The sequence below is a fragment of the Streptomyces sp. NPDC007162 genome (genome assembly GCF_040634175.1).
Taxonomy (GTDB): domain Bacteria; phylum Actinomycetota; class Actinomycetes; order Streptomycetales; family Streptomycetaceae; genus Streptomyces.
In genome coordinates this window covers 1-20,812 of record NZ_JBEYFC010000123.1, presented here as the reverse complement: position 1 = coordinate 20,812, position 20,812 = coordinate 1, and the positions used below count along the sequence as shown (strand labels likewise).

Sequence of the window (20,812 nt, the reverse complement as noted above, 5' to 3'; positions counted from 1 at the left end):
TTCGGGCTCACCTCAGCCAGCGGCTGCGACGGACCAGCGGGAGCTTCGCCCATGTCCGGCCGAGGCCGAGGGCGTCGCCCGCGGAGGAGGCGGCCAGGACGATCAGGACGACGGCGTAGATGACGTGGTAGTCGGCGAACGGGTTCGTCGACATGCTCGGCGAGCCGTCCGCGAGGTGCTTGGCGGGCGGCCACTCGGCCAGCCACATCAGCGCCATCATCAAGGTGCCCGCGACGGCCGCGAAGCGCAGCGCCACACCGGTGACCAGCGCGACGCCGATCCCGAGCAGGCCGAGCATGAACAGCCAGTCCGCCCAGGGGTCCCCCGCCCAGGAGTGGAAGGCGGACCGCATCGGGCCGGCGGCGACGGAGCTGAGGAAGCCCTTGGTCGGGGAGCCGCCGTCGATCCAGCCCTTGCCGGAGGCGGTGGCGTAGCCGAGGCCGAACGTCTTGTCGAGGAACGCCCACAGGAAGACGAAGCCGGTGAGCAGCCGCAGGGAGGCGAGCGTGCAGGCCGGCGCGGTGTGGGTGTCGGTCTGCGCAGCCGCGACGGGCTCGGACGCGGAGGCGTTCCGGTTCCCGCGCGAGGACGGGCGGAAGGACGGCAGGTGGAAGCCGGAACTCTGGCGAGGGTGCTCGTGCACGGCCATGACGGTGGTCCCTTCGGGGAGGAGCGGGCTGTGCGTTCGGTCTCTGACGCCTCTCACTCTGGTCGCGCGGCACCCCGGCCGCCGGATGCCGAAGGTCGCTACCGGCGGGACTGAACGTCCCTATCTGCCAAGGCCGTTGGGGGTGCGGACCCGATGGGCCGGACGGAACGGGATCCGAAAACCGGAGTGGCCATCGCGTACCTCATCGATCAGGGTCTGCTTCCCTGGTGGGACGGCGGCCGTTTCGTGCGCGGCCTGTGGCAGATCACCCGCACCGACGGGCCGCACCCGGGCAGCTCCGACGCCGGGGAGGCACGGTTCCGTCTGCAGGCGCTGACGGCAGTGGTCCGCTATCTGATCGACCGGTTCCGGCCGGTTCAGTAAGCCCGCAGGTCATGCATGCGGAACTGCTGCCGCACCCGCTCGACCAAGTCCGGCGCGGGGCTCGGTGTGTCGCGCAGCGGGAACGGGACGCCGAGGGTCTCGTACTTCGCGGCGCCGAGTCTGTGGAACGGCAGGACGTCCACGCGGTCGACCGAGTCGAGGCCGGCGACGAAGGAGGCCAGGCCGTCGACGGGCTTCGGGTCGTCGGTCCAGCCGGGGACCAGGACGTACCGGATCCACATCGGTACGCCGAGCCGGTCGAGGCGGGTGGCGAAGTTCAGGGTGGGGGCGAGTTCGCCGCCTGTGAGACGCCGGTAGGTGCTGACGTCGAAGGACTTGATGTCCAGGAGGACCAGGTCCGTGTGGGAGAGGAGTTCGTCGGAGGCACGGGCGCCGAGGAAACCGGAGGTGTCGAGGGCGGTGTGCAGCCCGGCCTCCTTGCAGCGGCGCAGGATCTCGCCGGTGAAAGCGGCCTGGAGCAGTGGCTCACCGCCGGTGATGGTCACTCCACCGCCGGCCGCAGTGATGAAGCCGTGGTACTTCTCGATCTCCGCCATCACCTCGTCGACGGTCGTCTCCTTGCCGTCGCGCATGTGCCAGGTGTCGGGGTTGGCGCAGTACAGGCAGCGCAGGGGGCAGCCGGAGACGAAGAGGACGAACCGGGTCCCGGGACCGTCCACGCCGGTGGACAGGTCCCAGGAGTGGATCCGGCCGATCGCCGTCGTCGTGCTCACAGCGATCCGTGGAAAGTGCGGCTGATCACGTCGAGCTGTTGCTCGCGGGTCAGGCGGACGAAGTTGACGGCGTAGCCGGACACGCGGATGGTCAGGTCCGGGTACTTCTCCGGGTGCTCCATCGCATCCTCCAGCGTGGTGCGGTCAAGGACGTTGACGTTCATGTGGAAACCGCCGGCCGCCATGTAGGCGTCGAGGATGCCCACCAGGTGGCCCGCGCGTTCGGCCGGGTTGTGGCCCAGGCCCTCGGGCGTGATGGTCGTGGTCAGGGAGATGCCGTCGCGGGCCTGCTCGTACGGCAGCTTGGCCACCGAGAGCGCGGAGGCGGCCACCCCGTGGCGGTCGCGGCCGTTCATCGGGTTGGCGCCGGGGGCGAAGGGCTGTCCGGCGCGGCGGCCGTCGGGGGTGTTGCCGGTGTGCTGGCCGTAGACGACGTTGGAGGTGATGGTGAGGACCGACTGGGTGTGCTCGGCGCCCCGGTAGGTGGGGTACTGGCGGACCTTCGCCATGAAGGACTCCACCAGCGCGACGGCGATGCTGTCGGCGCGGTCGTCGTTGTTGCCGTAGGCCGGGAAGTCGCCTTCGGTGCGGAAGTCGACGGCGAGTCCGGTGGCGTCCCGGAACACCTTCACCCGGGCGTACCGGACGGCGGACAGACTGTCGGCGGCGACCGACAGCCCGGCGATGCCGCACGCCATGAAGCGGTGCACGGGATAGTCGTGCAGGGCCATCTCGACGCGTTCGTAGGCGTACTTGTCGTGCATGTAGTGGATGACGTTGAGCGCGCTGACGTACGTCCGGGCCAACCAGTCCAGGACGTGGTCGTAAGCCGCCGACAGTTCGTCGTGGTCGAGGTACTCCCCGGTCAGCGGGGGCGCGGCGGGCGCGACCTGTTCGCCGGTCATCTCGTCGCGGCCGCCGTTGACCGCGTACAGCAGCGCCTTGGCGAGGTTGACCCGGGCGCCGAAGAACTGCATCTGCCGGCCGACCTGCATCGCCGACACGCAGCAGGCGATCGCGGTGTCGTCGCCGGTACGCGGACGCATCAGCTCGTCGGACTCGTACTGGACGGCGCTGGTGTCGATCGAGACCCGGGCGCAGAACTCCTTGAAACCGGCCGGCAGCCGGGACGACCACAGAACGGTCAGGTTGGGTTCCGGGGCGGGGCCGAGGTTGTACAGGGTCTGCAGGAACCTGAAGGAGGTGCGGGTGACCAGGGTCCGGCCGTCCTCGCCCATGCCCCCGATGGACTCCGTCACCCAGGTCGGGTCGCCGGAGAACAGGGCGTCGTACTCGGGGGTGCGCAGGAACCGGACGATCCGCAGCTTGATCACGAAGTCGTCGATCAGCTCCTGCGCACGGGTCTCGTCGATGACACCGTCGGCCAGGTCCCGCTGGAGGTAGATGTCGAGGAAGGTGGAGGTGCGGCCGAGCGACATCGCGGCGCCGTTCTGCTCCTTCACGGCGGCCAGGTAGCCGAGGTAGAGCCACTGCACGGCCTCGTGCGCGGTGGCGGCGGGCCGGGAGACGTCGCACCCGTACGTCGCCGCCATCCGCGTCAGCTCGCCCAACGCCCGCATCTGCTCGGCGAGTTCCTCCCGGTCACGGATGACCTCGGTGCCGGACGCGCAGGCGTCGAGCTTGGCCCGCTCGGCCTTCTTGGCCTCGATCAGCCGGTCCGTGCCGTAGAGCGCCACGCGCCGGTAGTCACCGATGATCCGGCCCCGGCCGTAGGCGTCGGGCAGTCCGGTGATGACGCCGGCCTTGCGGGCGGCGCGCATCTCGGGGGTGTAGGCGTCGAAGACCCCGTCGTTGTGGGTCTTGCGGTACGAACCGAAGACGCGGGTCACGAACGGGTCGGGCTCGTAGCCGTACGCCCGCAGCCCGTTCTCCACCATCCGCAGCCCGCCGTTGGGCATGATCGCCCGCTTGAGCGGGGAGTCCGTCTGGAGGCCGACGACCAGCTCGCGGTCCCGGTCGATGTATCCGGGGGCGTGCGAGGTGATCGTGGACGGGGTGGCGGTGTCGACGTCGAGGATGCCCCGGCGCCGCTCCTCGGGGAACAGCGAGCTGACCTTCTCCCAGACGGCGCGGGTACGGTCGGTGGGGCCGGTCAGGAAGGACGCGTCGCCCTCGTACGGGGTGTAGTTGGCCTGGATGAAGCCGCGCACGTCGATGCGCTCGCGCCAACCGGTTCCCCCGAAGTCTCGCCAGGCACCTGCGGTCCGGTTCTCTGCTGTCACGGTGACGGTCATCGCCGGTTCCCTCTCCTGCTCGTCGCTTGTACTGCTGATCCTGTTGAGTGGTGGCGGCCGTCCTCAGGCGGAGGTCAGATCCGGGCGGACCAGGGTGCCCGAGCGGCCGTGGACGATCTCGTACGCCGCGTCCAGTGCCCCGATCGCCGCCAGTGCGCCCGTGTGCTCGACGAACCGGGACGCGGCCTCGGCCTTCGGTCCCATGGAGCCGTCCGGGAAGCCGGCGCGGCGCAGCTCGGCGGGGGTGGCGTCGAGGAGCGGGCGCTGGTCCGGGGTGCCGTAGCCCTCGTAGACGTAGGGCACGTCGGTGAGGACGAGCAGGAAGTCGGCCTTGAGGTCCTCGGCCAGGAGGGCCGCGGTGAGGTCCTTGTCGATGACGGCCTCCACTCCGGTGAGCGCGCCTGTGTCCCGGTCGGCGGTGACGGGGACGCCTCCGCCGCCGGCGCAGATCACGAGGGCGCCGCCGCCGAGGAGGTCGTGGATGGTGTCGGTCTCCACAATCCGTTCCGGCGCCGGTGAGGGCACCACACGTCGCCAGCCTCCGGTGTCCTGGGCGATGTGCCAGCCCCGCTCGCGGGCGAGTGCCTGGGCCACGTCGCGGGGATGGACCTGGCCGACGAACTTGGTGGGCCGGTCGAACGCCGGGTCGTCCGCCCGGACGAGGGTGTGGGTGACGAGGTTGGCGATCCTTCGGCCGGGCAGGGCGTTGTGCAGGGCGCGGGCCAGCAGGGAGCCGATCATGCCTTGGGTCTGGGCGCCGAGCAGGTGCAGCGGGTACGGGGCGCTCAGGGCCGGGTCGGCCGCGCTCTCCATGGCGAGCAGGCCGATCTGGGGGCCGTTGCCGTGGGTGATGACCAGCTCGTGGTCGTGGGCGAGGGCGGCCAGGGCGGTGCCGACCCGGTCGATGTTGGCCTGCTGGACGGCGGCGTCGGGGCGCTCGCCTCGGTGGAGCAGGGCGTTGCCGCCGAGGGCGACGACGATGCGCATGGTTCAGTCCTCCAGGGTGGCGACGAGCACGGCCTTGATGGTGTGCAGCCGGTTCTCGGCCTGGTCGAAGACGATCGACGCCGGGGAGGTGAAGACCTCGTCGGTGACCTCCAGGCCGTCCAAGCCGTAGGTGTCGAAGAGGTCCCGGCCCAGGCGGGTACGGCGGTCGTGCAGTGCGGGGAGGCAGTGCATGAACTTGACGTCCGGGTTGCCGGTGGCGGCCAGCGTCTTGTCGTTGACCTGGTACGGGAGCAGCAGTTCGATCCGCGTGTGCCAGGAGTCGGCCGGCTCGCCCATGGAGACCCAGACGTCGGTGTGCAGGAAGTCCGCGTCGCGTACGGCGCTCTCGACGTCCTCGGTGAGCAGGATCCGGGCGCCGCTGCGCTCGCCCTCCTCGCGGCAGCGTGCGACCAGGGCGGGGTCGGGCCACAGCTCCTTCGGTGCGGCGATGCGGACGTCCATGCCGAGCAGGGCGCCCATGGAGAGCAGCGAATTGCCCGTGTTGTTGCGGGCGTCGCCGAGGTAGCAGTAGGCGATGTCCGGGAGCGGCTTCGTGCTGTGCTCGTGCATGGTCAGGACGTCGCACAGGCTCTGGGTGGGGTGGGCGGTGTCGGTGAGGCCGTTGTAGACGGGGACGCCGGAGCGGTCGGCGAGTTCGGTGACGAGCGCCTGGTCCGAGCCGCGGTACTCGATGGCGTCGAACATGCGGCCCAGTACCCGGGCGGTGTCGGCGATGGATTCCTTGCTGCCGATGTGGGTGTCGCCGGGACCGAGGTAGGTGGTGTGGGCGCCCTGGTCGGCGGCGGCGACCTCGAAGGCGCAGCGGGTACGGGTGGAGGTCTTCTCGAAGACCAGCGCGAGGTTGCGTCCGGTCAGCCGGGGCCGCTCGGCGCCGGCGCGCTTGGCTGTCTTCAGTTCGCCGGCGAGGTCGAGGAGGTGGTGGATCTCGCGGGCGGTGAAGTCGAGTTCGCTCAGGTAGGAGCGGCCTCGCAGGTCGACGGTCACGGTGTCTGGTTCCCCTCGCTCGGTCAGTTGGCCGGGTCGCGCTGGATCGGGCAGCTCATGCAGCGCGGTCCGCCACGCCCGCGGCCGAGTTCGGCACCGGCGATGGTGACGATCTCGATGCCCTGCTTGCGCAGGTAGGTGTTGGTGGTGACGTTGCGCTCGTAGCCGACGACCACTCCGGGAGCGACGGCCAGGAAGTTGCTGCCGTCGTCCCACTGCTCGCGCTCGGCGCCCCGGATGTCCTGCGGGGCGGAGAGCATGCGGACCTTGTCCACGTCGAGGGCCTCGGCGAGGGCGGTGGCCAGGTCGGAGTTCGCGGTGACCTCGAAGCCGGTGTCGCGTTCGGTGCTGGGGATGAGCGTCCACGAGCGCAGGGAGTCCGCCAGGCCCGGGTAGACGGCGAAGGCGTCGCGGTCGACCATGGTCAGGACCGTGTCCAGGTGCATGTAGGCGCGGGCGGACGGAAGCCGGACGGCGATCAGCCGGACCGCCGTGCCGTCGGCGAACAGCCGGGCCGCCAGGTTCTCCACCGCCTGCGGGGTGGTGCGCTCCCCCATACCCACCATCACGGCCCCGCCGCCGAGAACGTGCACGTCACCGCCCTCCAGGGTGCCGGCCACGCCCTCCAGCGGCGGGGTGCCGGCGAACAGCGGGTGGAAGCGGTAGATCGCCTCGGCGTGCAGACTCTCGCGGCGCCGGGCCGGCTTGGCCATAGGGTTGACCGACAGGCGGTCGTAGATCCAGCAGGAGTTGTCCCGTGGGAAGAGGTGGTTGGGCAGCGGGGTGAGCGCGAAGTCGTCCGCGTCCAGCGCGTTCCAGACCAGGCTGTGCGGGGTGGCCAGCGGCAGGTCGCTCTTGAGGATCCCGCCGATCAGGTAGCCGGCCAGGGTCTCCCCGTCGAGCTCGGCGCACAGCTGCCGTGCCGGGTCGATCAGCGCGGGTCCGACGGTGGCCGGGGTGACGACCCGGTCCAGCAGCCATCCGCGGGCGCCGGGGACGTCGAGGGTCTGGGCGAGCAGGTCGGCGAAGTAGTGGACGCGGGCGCCGTGGTCGCGCAGGACCTGGGCGAAGGCGTCGTGCTCCTCGCGGGCCCGCTTGGCCCACAGGATGTCGTCGAAGAGGAGCGCGTCGACGTTGCGCGGGGTGAGGCGGGAGAGTTCGAGGCCGGGGCGGTGCAGGATCACCTGGCGCAGGGGGCCGACCTCGGAGTCGACGTGGAAGACGGTGCTCATGGCGTTGCTTTCTGTCGGCGGGGTTCTGTCGGCGGAGCGGGAGGTCAGTCGTGCTGCGGGGAGTCGGTTCTCCTCGGGCGGCCGCCGACGCGGTTCGTGCGCAGTGCGCGGGAGCTCCGTGGCACGGACGGAGGCGTCTCCGGAGCACGGCGCTCCCGGGGCAGCGCACCGACGGGTGCGCTCGGCGCGCCGTAGGCGCCCTGGCCCCGCTTGAGCCAGACGTATACGGGCACTCCCAGCAGGAGGACGAACAGGCCGTAGTAGACGGTCTGGTAGCCGCTGCCCTGGATCGACCAGTAGGAGAAGACCAGGGCGAGGACGGCGACGGTGACGTCACGGGCCAGCCGACGCGGGCTGAGCGTCTCCCGGCCCCGCACCAGCAGCCAGTACAGCTGGGCGGCGGCGGAGAACAGGTACGGGATGACGGCGGTCAGCACACTCAGCAGCACGATCTTGGTGAAGACGTCCTCGAAGCGGGTGTAGCTGAACACGGTGATCAGCGAGGCCAGCACGGTCGAGGTGACGATCCCGAAGACGGGCACGCCGTTCTCGCCGCGCAGCCGGGCGAAGGCGGTGGGGAACAGCCCGTCGCGGGCGGCGGCGTACGGCATCTCGGCGCAGAGCATGGTCCAGCCGTTGAGGGCGCCGATGCCGGAGATGATCGCGGTGCCGGCGACGACGTCACCGGCCCAGGTGCCGCCGAAGATGTTGTTCGCCGCGTCGGTGAAGGGCGCGGTCGAGTCGCCGAGCCTGCCGTGCGAGACGGTCCCGAAGACGGCAAGGGTGCCCAGGATGTAGATGACGGCGCAGACGAGGGTGCCGTAGACGGTGGCCCGGGGCACGTTGCGGTCCGGCTCGCGGACCCGGCCGGCGACGACCGAGGCGGCCTCGAGTCCGAGATAGCTGAACAGGGCGATGGCGGCCGCGGCCGAGATCGCACCGAGCGCGGACTGCCCGCTGGCGTTGAAGGTGCCGAAGTTGTCCGGGTCGATGAACAGCAGTCCGACGGTGGCCATGAAGACCAGCGGGACGAACTTCAGCACTGTGGTGATCACCTGGAAGGCGCCGGTGTTGCGTACTCCGGTGAGGTTGATCGCGGCGGGAATCCACAGTCCGACCAGGGCAAGGAGCACCGAAATCCACTTCTGGTGACCGGTGTTCACGAAGACCTCGACGTAGCCGACCCAGGCGACCACGATCGCCGCGTTGCCGGCCCAGGCGGTGATCCAGTATGACCAGGCGTTCAGGAACCCCGCGAACTCACCGAAGGCCTCGCGGGCGTAGACGTACGGCCCGCCGCTCGCCGGCACCCGCTTCGACAGGGCGCCGAAGGTCAGCGCCAGCGCGAGCGCACCGAGGGTCACGACCACGAACGCCACGAGCGAGATGGGACCGTACGGCGCGAGAGCGGAGGGCAGGGCGAAGACTCCGGTGCCCACGATGCTGCCGATGACGAGCGCGGACGCGGCGGGCAGACCGAGCGCCGCCGCAGGCTTCACCGGCTCACCGCTTCTGGGTGTCCTGGGCATGGCTGTGCTCCTTGTGCGGGTTCTTTCGGATGAGTCGAGCCGCGAACGATCCTTCTGTGCAGGGCAGGTAAGGGTCAGCGGCCACAAGTCCCGCCGAGGGCCCGATGGTCCCGATGCGGCCGGGGCCGTCCGGCCCCGGCCGTTGCCCCCCGCCGCGGCAACGCCGTTGAGAAGACGGCTCGTTGCAAAACGGGAGGCACGTCCGGCAGGCGCCAGCAGCCGGGCAGTCAGAGACGCAGCAGGTCCCGGGCGTTGGCCGAGCCGATCCGGTGTCTGACGTCCGGCGGGAGGGTGGTCTGCTCCAGGGCGGCGACCGCGACGCCGGTCTTCTCGTAGGGGTAGTCGACGGCGAAGAGCACCGCGTCCGGGCCGAGCACGTGGACCAGCGCCTCGATCGCGGCCGGGGCGAGGATCCCGCTGGTGGTGGCCAGCACATTGGTGCCGAAGTACTGCGAGGGGCTGCGGCGCAGCGGGGCCGGGACGGCCAGCGTGGCGTAGCGGGAGTCGAACCGGGAGAGCTGGAAGGGCAGGAACTCCCCCGCGTGGCCGAGGATCATCCGGGCCCGCGGGTGGCGGTCGAAGACCCCGGAGAGCACGATCCGCATGGCGTGCCCGCCCGTCGTGGCCTGCCAGCTCCAGAGCGCGCCGTTCATCTCCGGGTGGCCGGACAGCACGTGCCAGGAGTCGGCGGGCGGCATGCCCGGGTGCAGGTAGAGGGGCACGTCCAGTTCGACGAGGGTGGCCCAGACGGCGTCGAAGGCGGGGTCGTCGAGGTACTTGCCCTGGACGTGGTCGTTGACGAGGGCGCCCTTGAAGCCGAGTTCCCCGACCGCGCGCCGGAGTTCGGCGACCGCGGCGGCCGGGTCCTGGAGCGGGAGCGCGGCGAAGGCGGCGAACCGGTCGGGGTGCGTCGTGACGATCGCGGCCAGGGAGTCGTTGACGTAGCCGGCGTTCGCCACGGCGCGTTGCGGGTCCGGGTCGGCCTCGATGCCGGGGACGGTCAGGGACAGTACCTGCATGGCGATGCCGTTGGCGTCCATGTCGGGCAGGCGCAGGGCGGTGATGTCGGGCAGTCGCCGGGCCACGTCGGCGACGAAGGCGGGGTCCATCTCGTCCGGGATCGGGAACGGGGGTCGCCGGTCGGCGAGGCCCGGGATCGCGACGGCCTCCTCGATGGCGATGTAGCCCGCCATCACGCGCTCGCCATCGGGACGAGGATGCCGGCTCCGGCGGTCGGCTGCTCGGCCTCGTCCAGGATGAGCGCGGCGACGGTGGCGCGGGAGGCGTGCGGCGGCAGGAGCGGCTTGGGGTACTTCGCCAGCGGGACGTTGCGGCGGGCCGCGCTGACCTTGCCGACCCAGAGGTCGGGCGCGTGGAAGACGGTGGCGCCGCCCGCGAGGACGATCGCGTCGGCCGCTCCCTTCTCCGCCAGTTCCTTGCCGACGAACATCTTCATGACGCTCTGGTAGATCACGCCGCCGGAGCCGGTGGAGGACCCCGAGCCCAGCGCTCCCAGCCAGAGCGTGCGGACCGGCAGCCCCGCCAGGAGCCGCGCGCCCGCCAGCAGGGTGCCCGGGCCGTCGCCCTTGCTGATGCCGAGTGCGGAGACGAGCACGTCCACGTCGCCCAGTTCTGGGAACGACTGCGGGCTGGTCACGTCGGCCTGCCGGACCTCGACCCCGCCCCGCGCGGGCTGGGTGTACTGCTGGGGACTGCGGACGAGGGCGACCACCTCGTGGCCCCGGTCGAGCGCCTGTTCCACGACCAGACGGCCGACCCTGCCGGTCGCGCCGAGGACTGCGATGCGCATGACGACTCCATAACTGAACAAGTGTTGGTTACTTGAGTGAACATGTGTTGGTGATGGCTGTCAAGGCGCTCCCCCAGAGCCGACGAGCGGCGCCGGAGCAGACGAGCGGGGCGGGCGGCGCCGAAAGGTAGGGTGATCTTCCGTCGCCGACAGGGAGGAACCGGGAATGGGCGGTGAGGAGGCCCCGCGCCGCCGACGCAACCCCCGCGGGCAGGGGCAGGTGCTCAGGGCCCAGCTGATCGAGGCCGCCGCCCACCTGCTGGCCACCCTCGACCAGCCCGAGACGCTGACCCTGCGGCAGGTCGCCCGCGAGGTCGGGGTCGCGCCCGCCAGCATCTACAGCCACTTCCCCGACCTCGGCTCACTGGTCCAGCACGTGCTACGGCTGCGGTACGCCGAGCTGGCCGGCCTGATGGACGAGGCGGCGGCACCGGCCGCCGACCCCCTCGACGACCTCCTCGGCCGCTGCGCCGCCTACGTGCGCTGGGGGGTCGAGCACCCCGGCGAGTACCGCACGCTCTTCGGCGGCCGGATGCCGGCCGACCTCGCCCTCCTCCAGGACCGCGGCGCGGGCGAGGCGCTGCTGGGCTCCGTCATCTCCTCGCTCACCGCCGTCCGGGAGCGCGCCGGCGAGCAGTCCCCGCCTGCGCGGCAGTGGCAGGACGGGCTGCTGCTGTGGACCGCGCTGCACGGTCTGGTCGTGCTCTACAACGACCACGGCGAGCTGCCCTGGCCGCCGCTGGACGCGCTGATCGCCGATGTGCTCGGCCTGCACACCGGCGAGCCCGCGGCGGAGATCGCGGCGCGCCTCGCGGCGGGGTGATCGCCCGGGACCGGGACCGGACTCAGTACCGGGAGTCCCAGCGGGAGAGCAGGTGGTGGGCGTCCTCCGCGTTCAGGCCCAGAGCGGCTGCCGGCACCAACCGCCAGACCTGGCAGCTCGACGCCGGACTGTTCTTCCGCTCCTGGAGCATCGACCAACAGCTCCGGCACCTGAAGCCAGACACAGGCCAGGACCAACCACTACAGCGATGACTCCGACAACCGGACCTGGACTACCGAGGACACAGCCGCCGCCACGCTCACCCGCAACGTCGCCAACGCGACCGGGTCGCTGACCGCGACCACGGGCAAGGCCAACGGCACCGTCCTGCAGCTCACCGACATCGACGGTGACATCGCACTGCGGTTGCCGCTCGACACGCCGGTCGGAGGGGGCGGCCCTCGCCGGCTGCGGAGTTCGCACCACGCAGCGTCCGCTCCGACAGGAGCCGGGCCTCCTTCTCCGCGTCGTTGATGCCACTGATCAAGGAGTGCCGGTCACCGTGGTTGCGGGGGTTGAAGGTGCGGTCCAGGCTGGTCACGTGGATCAGGTATCCGCCCGCCTCCGCCGCGTCGACCAGGGCCACGCCCCGGCCGGTCTGACGGGCGAGCCCGGACACCTCCCACCGCACGAGCACGGCGCCGGGTTCGCCAGAGGCGCCGGACGTCAGGTCGGCCAGCAGCTTCTCGAGGTCGTCGCGCCCCTTGGTCGCGAACTCGGCGGCCGAGCCGGTGTCCCTGTACGGCTCGCCCCACGTCCACGGACCGTGATCGGCTTCGGTAGCGATGTTGTCGCGGTGCTGGTCAGTGATGCTACGCGCGGTCTTGCCCGTGCCCTTGGACACACTCAGGTACTCGCGTGCCGCCCTTGTCACGATTCCCATGGCCATAGCCCCTCCCCGTCCCTTACGGTCGCGTTATGTCACCTTCACCATCACCCGTAGGTGTGATCATGACCGTGGACGACGATCCGGGGGTCTCCCGTGCCGTCGCCCGGGACCTGCGGCGCCGCTACGGCGCGTCGTACCGGATCGTGCGCGCGGAGTCCGGGCACTCGGCGCTGGAGGCGCTGCGGGAGCTGAAGCTGCGCGGTGACCTGGTGGCGGTGATCCTGGCCGACTACCGGATGCCCCAGATGAACGGCATCGAGTTCCTGGAGCAGGCCCTGGACGTGTACCCGGGCGCGCGGCGGGTGCTGCTGACCGCCTACGCGGACACCAACGCGGCGATCGACGCGATCAACGTGGTGGATCTGGACCACTATCTGCTCAAGCCCTGGGATCCGCCGGAGGAGAAGCTCTACCCCGTCCTCGACGACCTCCTGGACGCCTGGCGGGCCAGTGACTACAAGCCGGTGCCGGCCACCAAGGTCGTCGGGCACCGCTGGTCGGCGCGGTCCTCGGACGTGCGGGAGTTCCTGGCCCGCAACCAGGTGCCGTACCGCTGGTACTCGGTCGAGGAGCCGGAGGGACAGCGGCTGCTGGCCGCCGCCGAGGCCGACGGGCAGCGGCTGCCGCTGGTGATCACACCGGACGGCACGCCCCTGATCGAGCCGGAGGCGCCGGAGCTGGCCGCGAAGGTGGGGCTGGCGACCACGCCCACCGCGGACTTCTACGACCTGGTGGTGATCGGCGGCGGCCCGGCCGGGCTGGGCGCGGCGGTCTACGGGGCGTCGGAGGGGCTGCGGACGGTGCTCGTGGAGCGCGCGGCGACCGGCGGGCAGGCCGGGCAGAGCTCCCGGATCGAGAACTACCTCGGCTTCCCGGACGGGGTGTCGGGCGCCCAGCTCACCGACCGGGCCCGGCGGCAGGCCGCCAAGTTCGGCGCGGAGGTGCTGACCGCCCGCGAGGTCACCGCGCTGGAGGTCAACGGGGCCGCGCGGGTGGTGCGGTTCTCGGACGGGTCGGCGATCGCGGCGCACAGTGTGATCCTGGCGACGGGTGTGCAGTACCGGCAGCTGGACGCGGCGGGCTGCGTCGACCTGACCGGCTGCGGGGTGTTCTACGGCTCCGCTCTCACCGAGGCCACCTCCTGCCAGGGACAGGACGTCTACATCGTCGGCGGCGCCAACTCGGCGGGCCAGGCAGCGATGTACCTGTCCAGGTTCGCCAAGTCGGTGACGCTGCTGGTGCGCGGCGCCGACCTGTCGGCCTCGATGTCGTACTACCTGATCCAGCAGATCGACGAGGCCCCCAACATCTCGGTCCGCAGCCACACGGTGGTGGAGGCCGCGCACGGCGCCGAGCGGCTCGAGCAGCTGACCCTGCGGCAGGTGGACACCGGGGACCGGGAACAGGTCGACGCCCAGTGGATGTTCGTGTTCATCGGGGCGGCACCGCTGACCGACTGGCTCGGTGACACGGTGCTGCGCGACGGACGCGGGTTCATCCTCGCCGGACCGGATCTGACCGTCGACGGGACGCCGCCCGCCGGCTGGGAGCTGGCGCGGCCGCCGTACCACCTGGAGACCAGCATTCCCGGCGTGTTCGTGGCGGGCGACGCGCGCGCCGAGTCCGCCAAGCGTGTCGCGTCCGCCGTCGGAGAGGGAGCCATGGCCGTGATGCTCGTCCACCGGTATCTGGAGCAGTCATGAGCGGGCAGGTGATGCCGTGCAGCCCGAAGGAGATCGGGGCGCTGTTCCTGTTCGAGAAGCTGGAACCGGAACAGCTGGGGCGGCTGTGCGCGGCCGGCCGGGTGGAGCTGTTCCAGCCGGGTCCCGTCTACACCGAGGGCGATCCCGCGACCTGTTTCTACGTGATGCTCGGGGGCACGGTGGTGCTCTCCCGGCGGGTCGCGGGTGACGACGTCGAGGTCACCCGGACCTCGCAGACCGGGGTGTACGCGGGCGCCATGCAGGCGTACCTCGGGGACCGGGTGCGGCAGGTGTACAACAACTCGATGCGGGTGACCGAGCCGACGCGGTTCTTCGTGCTGCCCGCGGACACGTTCTCGGACATCATGCAGGACTGGTTCCCGATGGCCGTCCACCTGCTGGAAGGCCTGTTCTGGGGTTCGAAGAGCACCCAGGCGGCGATCGGACAGCGGGAACGGCTGCTGGCGCTCGGCTCGCTGTCGGCGGGGCTGACGCACGAGCTCAACAACCCGGCCGCGGCGGCCGTGCGGGCCACGTCCACGCTGCGCGAGCGGGTGGCGAAGATGCGGCACAAGCTGGCGGTGATCGCCGAAGGGCCTTTCTCCCGGGAGCAGTTGGCCGGTCTGATCGAGCTCCAGGAACGCACCGCCGAACGGGTCGCCAAGGCTCCGGCGCTCAGTCCGCTGGAAGCCTCGGACCGCGAGGACGCGCTCTCCGACTGGCTCGACGACCACGGCATGGACAACGGCTGGCAGCTCGCGCCGACCTTCGTGCAGGCGGGCCTTGACGTCGACTGGCTGGAGCAGGTGGCCGCCGCCGTCGACGACGAGATCTTTCCCAACGCGGTCGGCTGGCTCAACTACACCATCGAGACCGAGCTCTTGATGAACGAGATCGACGACTCCACGTCCCGTATCTCGCATCTCGTCGACGCGGCCAAGCAGTACAGCCAGCTGGACCGGGCGCCGTTCCGCGAGGTGGACGTGCACGAGCTCCTCGACAGCACCCTGCTGATGCTGTCCGGGAAGATCGGGCAGGGCATCCGGGTGGTCAAGGAGTACGACCGTACGCTCCCGTCCGTCCCTGCCTACCCGGCCGAACTCAACCAGGTGTGGACCAACCTCATCGACAACGCGGTCTGCGCGATGCAGGACGGCGACGGCGACGGGCACGGCACGCTGACCGTGCGGACCGCGCGCGACCACGAGCAGGTGCTGGTGGAGTTCGGGGACACCGGAAGCGGGATCGCACCGGAGATCAAGGACCGGATCTTCGATCCGTTCTTCACGACGAAGCCGGTGGGCCAGGGCACCGGGCTCGGCCTGGACATCTCCTGGCGGATCGTCGTGAACAAGCACCACGGCAGCATGCGGGTGGAGTCGGTGCCCGGGGACACCCGCTTCCAGGTACTGCTCCCGCTGACCGCCGAAACACCCGCGGCAACCGCGGCAACCGAGGCACCCGATTCATCTGAGGAGACTGTATGAGCGGCGACACCGCGATCGACCCGGAGGTGCCGCCGAGCGGTGCCGGGTGTGTGGAGTGCGACCAGGCGGGCGGCTGGTGGTTCCATCTGCGGCGGTGCGCGCAGTGCGGGCACATCGGCTGCTGCGACGACTCCCCCTCGAAGCACGCGACCGCGCACTTCCATGAGACCGGGCACCCCTTGATCCGCAGCTACGAGCCGGGCGAGGGCTGGTTCTGGAACTTCGAGACGAACGAACTGTACGAGTCGGGGCCGGAGTTGGCGCCGCCGGCGAGCCACCCCGGGGACCAGTCCGTACCGGGCCCGGCGGACCGGGTACCGGCGGACTGGGCCCGCACGCTGCGCGGCTGAGCCCCGCGGCACGGAGCCGGTGACGGACGCCTGGGCGCCGTCACCGGTCCCGTCACCGGTCGCAGTCGAGGCTCGCCAGGTCGACGGCGTCGGCCATGGCCTGCATTCCCTTGTCGTTGGGGTGGACGTGGTCGCCGCTGTCGAGGAACGGCAGCATCCGCGCCCGGTCGTAGGGGCTGCGCAGGATGCGGTCGAAGTCGGTGACGGCGTCGACCTCCCCGCTGGTGCGGATGTACTGGTTGACCTCCTGACGGACGGCCTCCCCGGCCTGGTCCCACTCAGGCCAGCCCTCGAAGGGTCCGACGGTCGAGGCGACCACGCACTTGCCGGCCGCGTGCGCCCGCCGGACGATCTCGCGGTACCCGGCGATCAGGTCGGCCGCGGTGACCCCGGTGTGGGCCTTGATGTCGTTGACCCCCTCGAAGAGGAAGACGGTACGGACCCCGGGCTGGCTCAGGACGTCGCGGTCCAGCCGGTGCAGGGCGGCCTGCCCGGCGCCGTCCGCGAGGACCTGGTTCCCGGAGATGCCCTCGTCGGCGACGCCCTTGACCTCGGTGTGCGCCTTCTGCAGACGGCGGGCGAGGTAGTCGGGCCAGCGGCGGTTCAGGTCGGTGGTGGACGCCCAGCCGTCGGTGATGGAGTCGCCGAGCGCCACCACGGCTCCGGTGGCCGGGTCCGAAGGCCGTACCGAGACCGAGTCCAGGTACCACCAGGACCCGGTGGTCGCGGTCCAATGGGCGGCGCTCTCCTCCGCGGTGTGGTCGCCCTGGGTGGTGTAGGAGGTCTGCAGGGCCATCCCGTGGCCGGTGGCGGGACCGGCCGCGTCCGGGCTGTGCAGGCTGACGACGAGGTTGCTGCCGGACGGCAGGCTGCCGGGCAGCGGGTCGCTCCAGGCGGTGGCGCCGGCCGGTACGGTGACCGTGCGGGCGCCGTCGAAGGTGAGCCGCTTGTTGCTGCCCCGCTTGAGGGCGGCGCCCTGGCTCTGCAGACCGGCGTAGACGCTGTCCAGGGTCAGCGGCCGGTCGCCGAAGACGTTGGACAGCCGTACCCGCAGGCCGGTGCCGGCGGCGCTGGTGTGCACGACCAGCCGGTAGCCGCGGTCGGCGGTGCCCTCTCCCAGCCGGTCGGCACTGGCGCCCCAGGTGACGACGTCGTGCCGGGTGGCGGACGGCTGTACGGGGGGAGCTGCCGCGGGCGCCCCCTGGGCGGGGCCGGTCTGGCAGGCGACCGCGGCCAGCAGGACGGCGGCGAGGCGGACCATCCGCGTGAACCGGCCGGTCACCGCGCCAGGTCCTTCAACGTGACCGACTCGCCGGGCCGCAGGGTGACCGTCCGTGAGGTGCCGCGGTAGGCGACCGTGGTGGTACGACCGCCGACGCTGCGGATCCGGGCCTCGGTCGGCTTGCCGTCGCGCCAGCTCAGGTCGACGGCGAAGCCGCCGCGGGCGCCCGCCCCGGTGACCGAGCCGGCGGCGGCCCAGGCGTCGGGCAGGGCGGGCAGCAGCTCCAGGTGGCCGGGCCGGGAGTACAGCAGCATCTCCAGGATCGCGGCCGGGGTGCCGAAGTTGGCGTCGATCTGGAAGATGCCGCGGCCCTGCTCGACCTCGTAGATGTCGAAGAGGTTGGGTGAGGTGCCGTTGCTGCCGTTGCCGGACGGGCGGAGGTTGCGGACGACGAGCCGGTAGGCCTTGTCGGCGTCCTTCAGCCGGGCCCAGCACAGGGCGCGCCAGGCGTTGGCCCAGCCGAAGCTGTCCATGCCGCGCGCGGTGAGCAGGGCGGTGGCGCCCTTGACGATGTCGTCCGGGGTGGAGCCGTCGGGACGGATCCGGTCGCCGGGGAAGAGGTTGATCAGCGGCGAGAGGTGGCGGTGGGTGGTCTCGCCGAGGTTGTCCGGGGACATCCACTCCTCCAGCCAGCCGGTCCTGGGGCTCACCACCGGCAGGTAGAGGCGGTCCCGGAGCTTGCCGATGGTGCCCGCGTATCCAGCATCCCTCTTGAGCTCGGCGGCCGCAGTGCGGAAGTTGCCGAACAGGGTCCAGACCTGTTCCTGGGCGTAGGTGATGCCCTTGGCGTCCAGCGGGCCCTGTTCCGGGGACCAGTCGCTGTCCGCGATCAGCACCTCCCGCCCGTCGTCCAGGGTGGTGGTGAGCAGCCGTGCCTCCCAGAACTCGACGGCGCCCTTGAGGAGGGGGTAGATCTTCTCCAGGTGGGCGCGGGACCGGGTGAACTCGTAGTGTTCCCACAGGCTCTGGCACAGCCAGGCGTTGCCCGCCGGGTGCCACCACCAGCCGCCTCCGCCGAAGGGGTTGGTGGAGATGGCGACGGTCCAGCCGGCGGCCTTGCCCCGGGAGTTGCGGTAGCGGTTGCGGGGGTCCTGGAAGAGCCGCCGGGTGGTGTCCGTCCAGGACGGGAGCTGGTCGACGCAGTAGTCGGTGAAGGCGTCGAAGCACGGGGACAGACCCAGCCGGTCGGCCATCCAGTAGTTCATCTGGATGTTGATGTCGGTGTGGTAGTCGCCCATCCAGTCGGGGTCGTTGCCGTCCAGCCAGAGCCCCTGGAGGCCCATCGGCAGGCTGTCGCGGGACCCGGCGATCATCAGGTACCGGCCGAACTGGGCATAGGCCGCCTCCAGTTCGGGGTCCGGGTCGCCGGTGTCGGCGCGGGCCTCCAGGCGTGCCCAGGTGTCCAGTTCCCGCTGCTGTGCGGTCGACCTGCCGAGGGACAGGTCGAACCGGCCGAACAGGGCCCGGTGGTCAGCCGCGTGGGTGCGCAGCAGCGAGTCGGCCGAGTGCCGGGCGGCTGCTGTGACCTTGGCACGGGCGAGCGCCGGCGGTTCGACGGTGGGGTCGCGGTAGCCCGCGGCGGCGTTCGGCGCGTAGTCGGTGCCGCCGCCGAGTACGACGGTCAGCTCCCGGCAGTCGGTGAAGCCGATGTGCGTCCCGTTCACCCGCACACTGCCGCCGACGCCGTACGCCTTGACGGCGGCACCGTACTTCAGCCCGTTGGCGAAGGCCCCGGCGAACGACTCGGCCGTGCCGCCGGTCTCGCCGTGGGTGCCCTCCAAGGTGATGGTGCCGGTGTAGCGGCCGCCGCCGTCCTGGCCGAAGTGCAGCACGATCACGTCGTCCGGCCGACTGGCGAACACCTGCCGCCGGTACGTCACTCCGGAACGGACGTACGACGCGCCGACCACGCCGTTGTCGAGGTCGAGGGTGCGCCGGTAGCCGGAGACGGCGCCCAGGTCGTGGTCGGGGATCTCCACGACGAGTCTGGCGAGCAGGGTGAGCGAGCCGAAGTCGGCGCGGCCGTAGGGGAACTGGCCGTCGGAGTCGAGGGTGTCGTTGAGCCCGCCGGTCCACAGGGTGGCGTCGGTGATCAGAAGAAGCTCTCGGCCGGGGTCGTTGCTCGCGAGGGCCCCGAGCCGCCCGTTGCCGACGGGCAGCCCCTGCGTGATCATCGACCTGTCGTCGGCGGGCGCCTGCCACCAGAGTTGATGACGAGGGGTGGCGAGCGGTTCGGCGGAGCGCTTCGGGGCGGCGGAGGCACTGAAGGAGGGAAGCCCGGCCAGAGCGCCGGTGGCAGCGGCGAGAGCGAGGAAGTGCCGTCTGCTGGGATGGTTGTCCATGGGTTCCAATCCAACGTCCTTGAGGAGGGCGCCCCTTGGGGGCGCTGGGGGTGCCCCCGGCCGGAGGCTGGGGGAGGAACTGCCCGACCGGCCCCCACCGGCCCGCAGCTCCCCACAACGCACTTGCCGAGCCGCCTACCGGGGCGACTTGGGAACGTCGATCCGATCGATGTCCGGCGCGTACCCCGACCCGCTGTCGAAGCTGATCGTGTTGGCACCGGCCTTCAGGGTCACCGGGACGCTCACACTCGAAACCGTCCCCCAGTCCCCGGTCGAGGGGAACTTGTGCCCGGTCCCGCTCCCCGAGTTCGCCGCGATCGTGGCCGACCGCGAGTCACCGCTGATGTACGCGACCTTCACCAGATACGTCCCGGCCTTGTCGACGACGACGTTGTTGAAGGTCAGCTTGCCGCCCTGGTAGAGGTTCCCGACCTTCTTCTGTCCGGAGCACGCGTCACACCCGGCGACGGACGCGTTGCCGCTCAGGGTGTTGCCGCTCGCCTCGGCCTCGTAGCCGGTGGCCGCGAGGACACTGCCCTTCGGTGTCACGGTGAACAGCCGCGAGCCGTGGGCCGGCAGCGCCTCGGTGATCTTGTTCTGGAAGCTGCCCAGGTTCTCGTGGTTCCACAGGTCCCGCACCGACGCCTTGCCGCTGAAGCCCAGCGCCGTCCAGTCGGCCGTGACCGCCGAGGGGGAGTCCGCGAGGTTGAACAGGGCGACCGTGTACGTGCCGTCGGCGTTCTTCGCGGCCCAGACCTGCTGCGGGTCGGACGGGGTGACCGGCCGGGCCGGCGGGTTGTCGCTCTGGTCGACGCCGATCACCTCGCGGTTGGTGAGCAGCGAGACCCCGTAGTCGTCGAGCCTGGTGAGGTCGTCGCCGGTGAACAGCGGCGACTTGGCGACGGCCCACAGCGTGGCGTAGCTCTGCCGTTCGGCCTTGGTGAGGCCGTCCATCGCGCCGTTGCCGACGTCAAGGGAGTCGAGGTCGTTCCAGCCGCCGGGGCCCGCCTTGCCGGTCCAGGCCGGGGTGTCGTCCCAGCGGTCGTCGACCGAGTTCTCCCAGGTGACGAGGGTGTTGCAGTAGCACTCGACGTCGGTGTCGATGCGCCAGCCGTTGGTGTACTTCTGCCAGTCGGCGGCGTGCCCGTAGTCCAGGGACCAGGAGGCCTCCAGGTGGATCGGACGGCCGGTGCCGGCGATCGCCCGGTGCCAGGCGGCGACGTCGGCGACGTTGTCGTACTGGTCACCGCTCTTGCCGGAGCCGGGGCCGACGCCGTCGAGCTTGAGGAAGTCGTAGCCCCAGCCGGCTATCAACTGAGCCTGGGAGTCTATGTACTTCTGCGCGCACGGC

The 20,812-nt window shown here is 71.1% G+C and carries 19 protein-coding genes; 5 read left to right on the top strand and 14 right to left on the bottom strand.

Translation table 11 applies throughout. From position 1 onward, the window contains the following. Window positions 1–7: 7 nt before the first annotated feature. Window positions 8–649, bottom strand: coding sequence for a DoxX family protein (locus ABZ646_RS17205; RefSeq protein ID WP_360519161.1), 642 nt, complete (start codon window positions 647–649; stop codon window positions 8–10). A gap of 186 nt (window positions 650–835) precedes the next feature. Between ABZ646_RS17205 and ABZ646_RS17200 the strand changes: the two genes are divergently transcribed. Then, window positions 836–1,033, top strand: coding sequence for a hypothetical protein (locus ABZ646_RS17200; RefSeq protein ID WP_360519158.1), 198 nt, complete (start codon window positions 836–838; stop codon window positions 1,031–1,033). Here ABZ646_RS17200 and pflA read toward each other — a convergent pair. The 8 genes from pflA to ABZ646_RS17160 all read right to left on the bottom strand — a co-directional run bounded on the left by pflA (window position 1,027) and on the right by ABZ646_RS17160 (window position 10,585). Next, window positions 1,027–1,773 carry a pyruvate formate-lyase-activating protein gene (pflA, locus tag ABZ646_RS17195; protein ID WP_360519164.1) on the bottom strand — a complete coding sequence of 249 codons (747 nt, stop codon included), beginning with the start codon at window positions 1,771–1,773 and terminating at the stop codon, window positions 1,027–1,029. The two genes, ABZ646_RS17200 and pflA, sit on opposite strands and share 7 nt — an antisense overlap. Next, window positions 1,764–4,022: a formate C-acetyltransferase gene (gene pflB / locus ABZ646_RS17190; RefSeq protein WP_360519155.1), complete on the bottom strand. Its 2,259-nt coding sequence runs from the start codon at window positions 4,020–4,022 to the stop codon at window positions 1,764–1,766. Before pflB ends, pflA begins: the two co-directional genes overlap by 10 nt. Window positions 4,023–4,085: 63 nt before the next feature. Then, the gene (locus ABZ646_RS17185; protein WP_360519152.1) at window positions 4,086–5,009 is read right to left on the bottom strand and encodes a carbamate kinase; all 924 of its coding nucleotides are present in this window, start codon (window positions 5,007–5,009) and stop codon (window positions 4,086–4,088) included. Between the two features lie 3 nt (window positions 5,010–5,012). Then, entirely contained in the window at window positions 5,013–6,014 is a 1,002-nt protein-coding gene (gene argF, locus ABZ646_RS17180) for an ornithine carbamoyltransferase (RefSeq protein ID WP_360519149.1), read from the bottom strand. Between the two features lie 23 nt (window positions 6,015–6,037). After that, a complete protein-coding gene (locus tag ABZ646_RS17175) occupies window positions 6,038–7,246 on the bottom strand; it encodes an arginine deiminase (RefSeq protein WP_360519146.1) in 1,209 nt (402 codons plus the stop codon). A 44-nt stretch (window positions 7,247–7,290) separates the two neighbouring features. After that, window positions 7,291–8,775 (bottom strand): amino acid permease, encoded by a 1,485-nt coding sequence (locus ABZ646_RS17170; protein WP_360519143.1) that lies wholly within the window; start codon window positions 8,773–8,775, stop codon window positions 7,291–7,293. 227 nt (window positions 8,776–9,002) lie between these two features. After that, window positions 9,003–9,968 (bottom strand): amidohydrolase family protein, encoded by a 966-nt coding sequence (locus tag ABZ646_RS17165; protein WP_360519141.1) that lies wholly within the window; start codon window positions 9,966–9,968, stop codon window positions 9,003–9,005. Further along, a complete protein-coding gene (locus ABZ646_RS17160; protein WP_360519138.1) occupies window positions 9,968–10,585 on the bottom strand; it encodes an NAD(P)H-binding protein in 618 nt (205 codons plus the stop codon). Before ABZ646_RS17160 ends, ABZ646_RS17165 begins: the two co-directional genes overlap by 1 nt. A 166-nt stretch (window positions 10,586–10,751) precedes the next feature. Between ABZ646_RS17160 and ABZ646_RS17155 the strand changes: the two genes are divergently transcribed. Next, a complete protein-coding gene (locus tag ABZ646_RS17155; RefSeq protein ID WP_360519135.1) occupies window positions 10,752–11,408 on the top strand; it encodes a TetR/AcrR family transcriptional regulator in 657 nt (218 codons plus the stop codon). Window positions 11,409–11,430: 22 nt separating this feature from the next. Here ABZ646_RS17155 and ABZ646_RS17150 read toward each other — a convergent pair whose 3' ends face one another. After that, window positions 11,431–11,559 (bottom strand): hypothetical protein, encoded by a 129-nt coding sequence (locus ABZ646_RS17150; protein WP_360519132.1) that lies wholly within the window; start codon window positions 11,557–11,559, stop codon window positions 11,431–11,433. Window positions 11,560–11,742: 183 nt separating this feature from the next. Then, entirely contained in the window at window positions 11,743–12,291 is a 549-nt protein-coding gene (locus ABZ646_RS17145) for a recombinase family protein (RefSeq protein WP_360519129.1), read from the bottom strand. Between the two features lie 35 nt (window positions 12,292–12,326). On the opposite strand from ABZ646_RS17145, the gene ABZ646_RS17140 reads away from it, so the two are divergent. The 3 genes from ABZ646_RS17140 to ABZ646_RS17130 are packed head-to-tail and all read left to right on the top strand — an operon-like array spanning window position 12,327 to window position 15,837. Further along, the gene (locus ABZ646_RS17140) at window positions 12,327–14,000 is read left to right on the top strand and encodes an FAD-dependent oxidoreductase (protein WP_360519126.1); all 1,674 of its coding nucleotides are present in this window, start codon (window positions 12,327–12,329) and stop codon (window positions 13,998–14,000) included. Further along, window positions 13,997–15,487 carry an ATP-binding protein gene (locus tag ABZ646_RS17135; protein WP_360519123.1) on the top strand — a complete coding sequence of 497 codons (1,491 nt, stop codon included), beginning with the start codon at window positions 13,997–13,999 and terminating at the stop codon, window positions 15,485–15,487. The genes ABZ646_RS17140 and ABZ646_RS17135 overlap by 4 nt, the downstream gene beginning before the upstream one ends. Continuing rightward, window positions 15,484–15,837 (top strand): UBP-type zinc finger domain-containing protein, encoded by a 354-nt coding sequence (locus ABZ646_RS17130; RefSeq protein WP_360519120.1) that lies wholly within the window; start codon window positions 15,484–15,486, stop codon window positions 15,835–15,837. Before ABZ646_RS17135 ends, ABZ646_RS17130 begins: the two co-directional genes overlap by 4 nt. A 52-nt stretch (window positions 15,838–15,889) precedes the next feature. On the opposite strand, the gene ABZ646_RS17125 is transcribed toward ABZ646_RS17130, so the two are convergent. The 3 genes from ABZ646_RS17125 to ABZ646_RS17115 form a co-directional block, all read right to left on the bottom strand. Further along, window positions 15,890–17,119, bottom strand: coding sequence for an SGNH/GDSL hydrolase family protein (locus ABZ646_RS17125; protein ID WP_360519118.1), 1,230 nt, complete (start codon window positions 17,117–17,119; stop codon window positions 15,890–15,892). Next, the gene (locus ABZ646_RS17120; RefSeq protein WP_360519115.1) at window positions 17,116–19,461 is read right to left on the bottom strand and encodes a glycoside hydrolase N-terminal domain-containing protein; all 2,346 of its coding nucleotides are present in this window, start codon (window positions 19,459–19,461) and stop codon (window positions 17,116–17,118) included. The genes ABZ646_RS17125 and ABZ646_RS17120 overlap by 4 nt, the downstream gene beginning before the upstream one ends. Window positions 19,462–19,596: 135 nt before the next feature. After that, a partial coding sequence (locus ABZ646_RS17115) for a CBM35 domain-containing protein (RefSeq protein ID WP_360519112.1) occupies window positions 19,597–20,812 on the bottom strand: 1,216 nt, incomplete at its 5' end.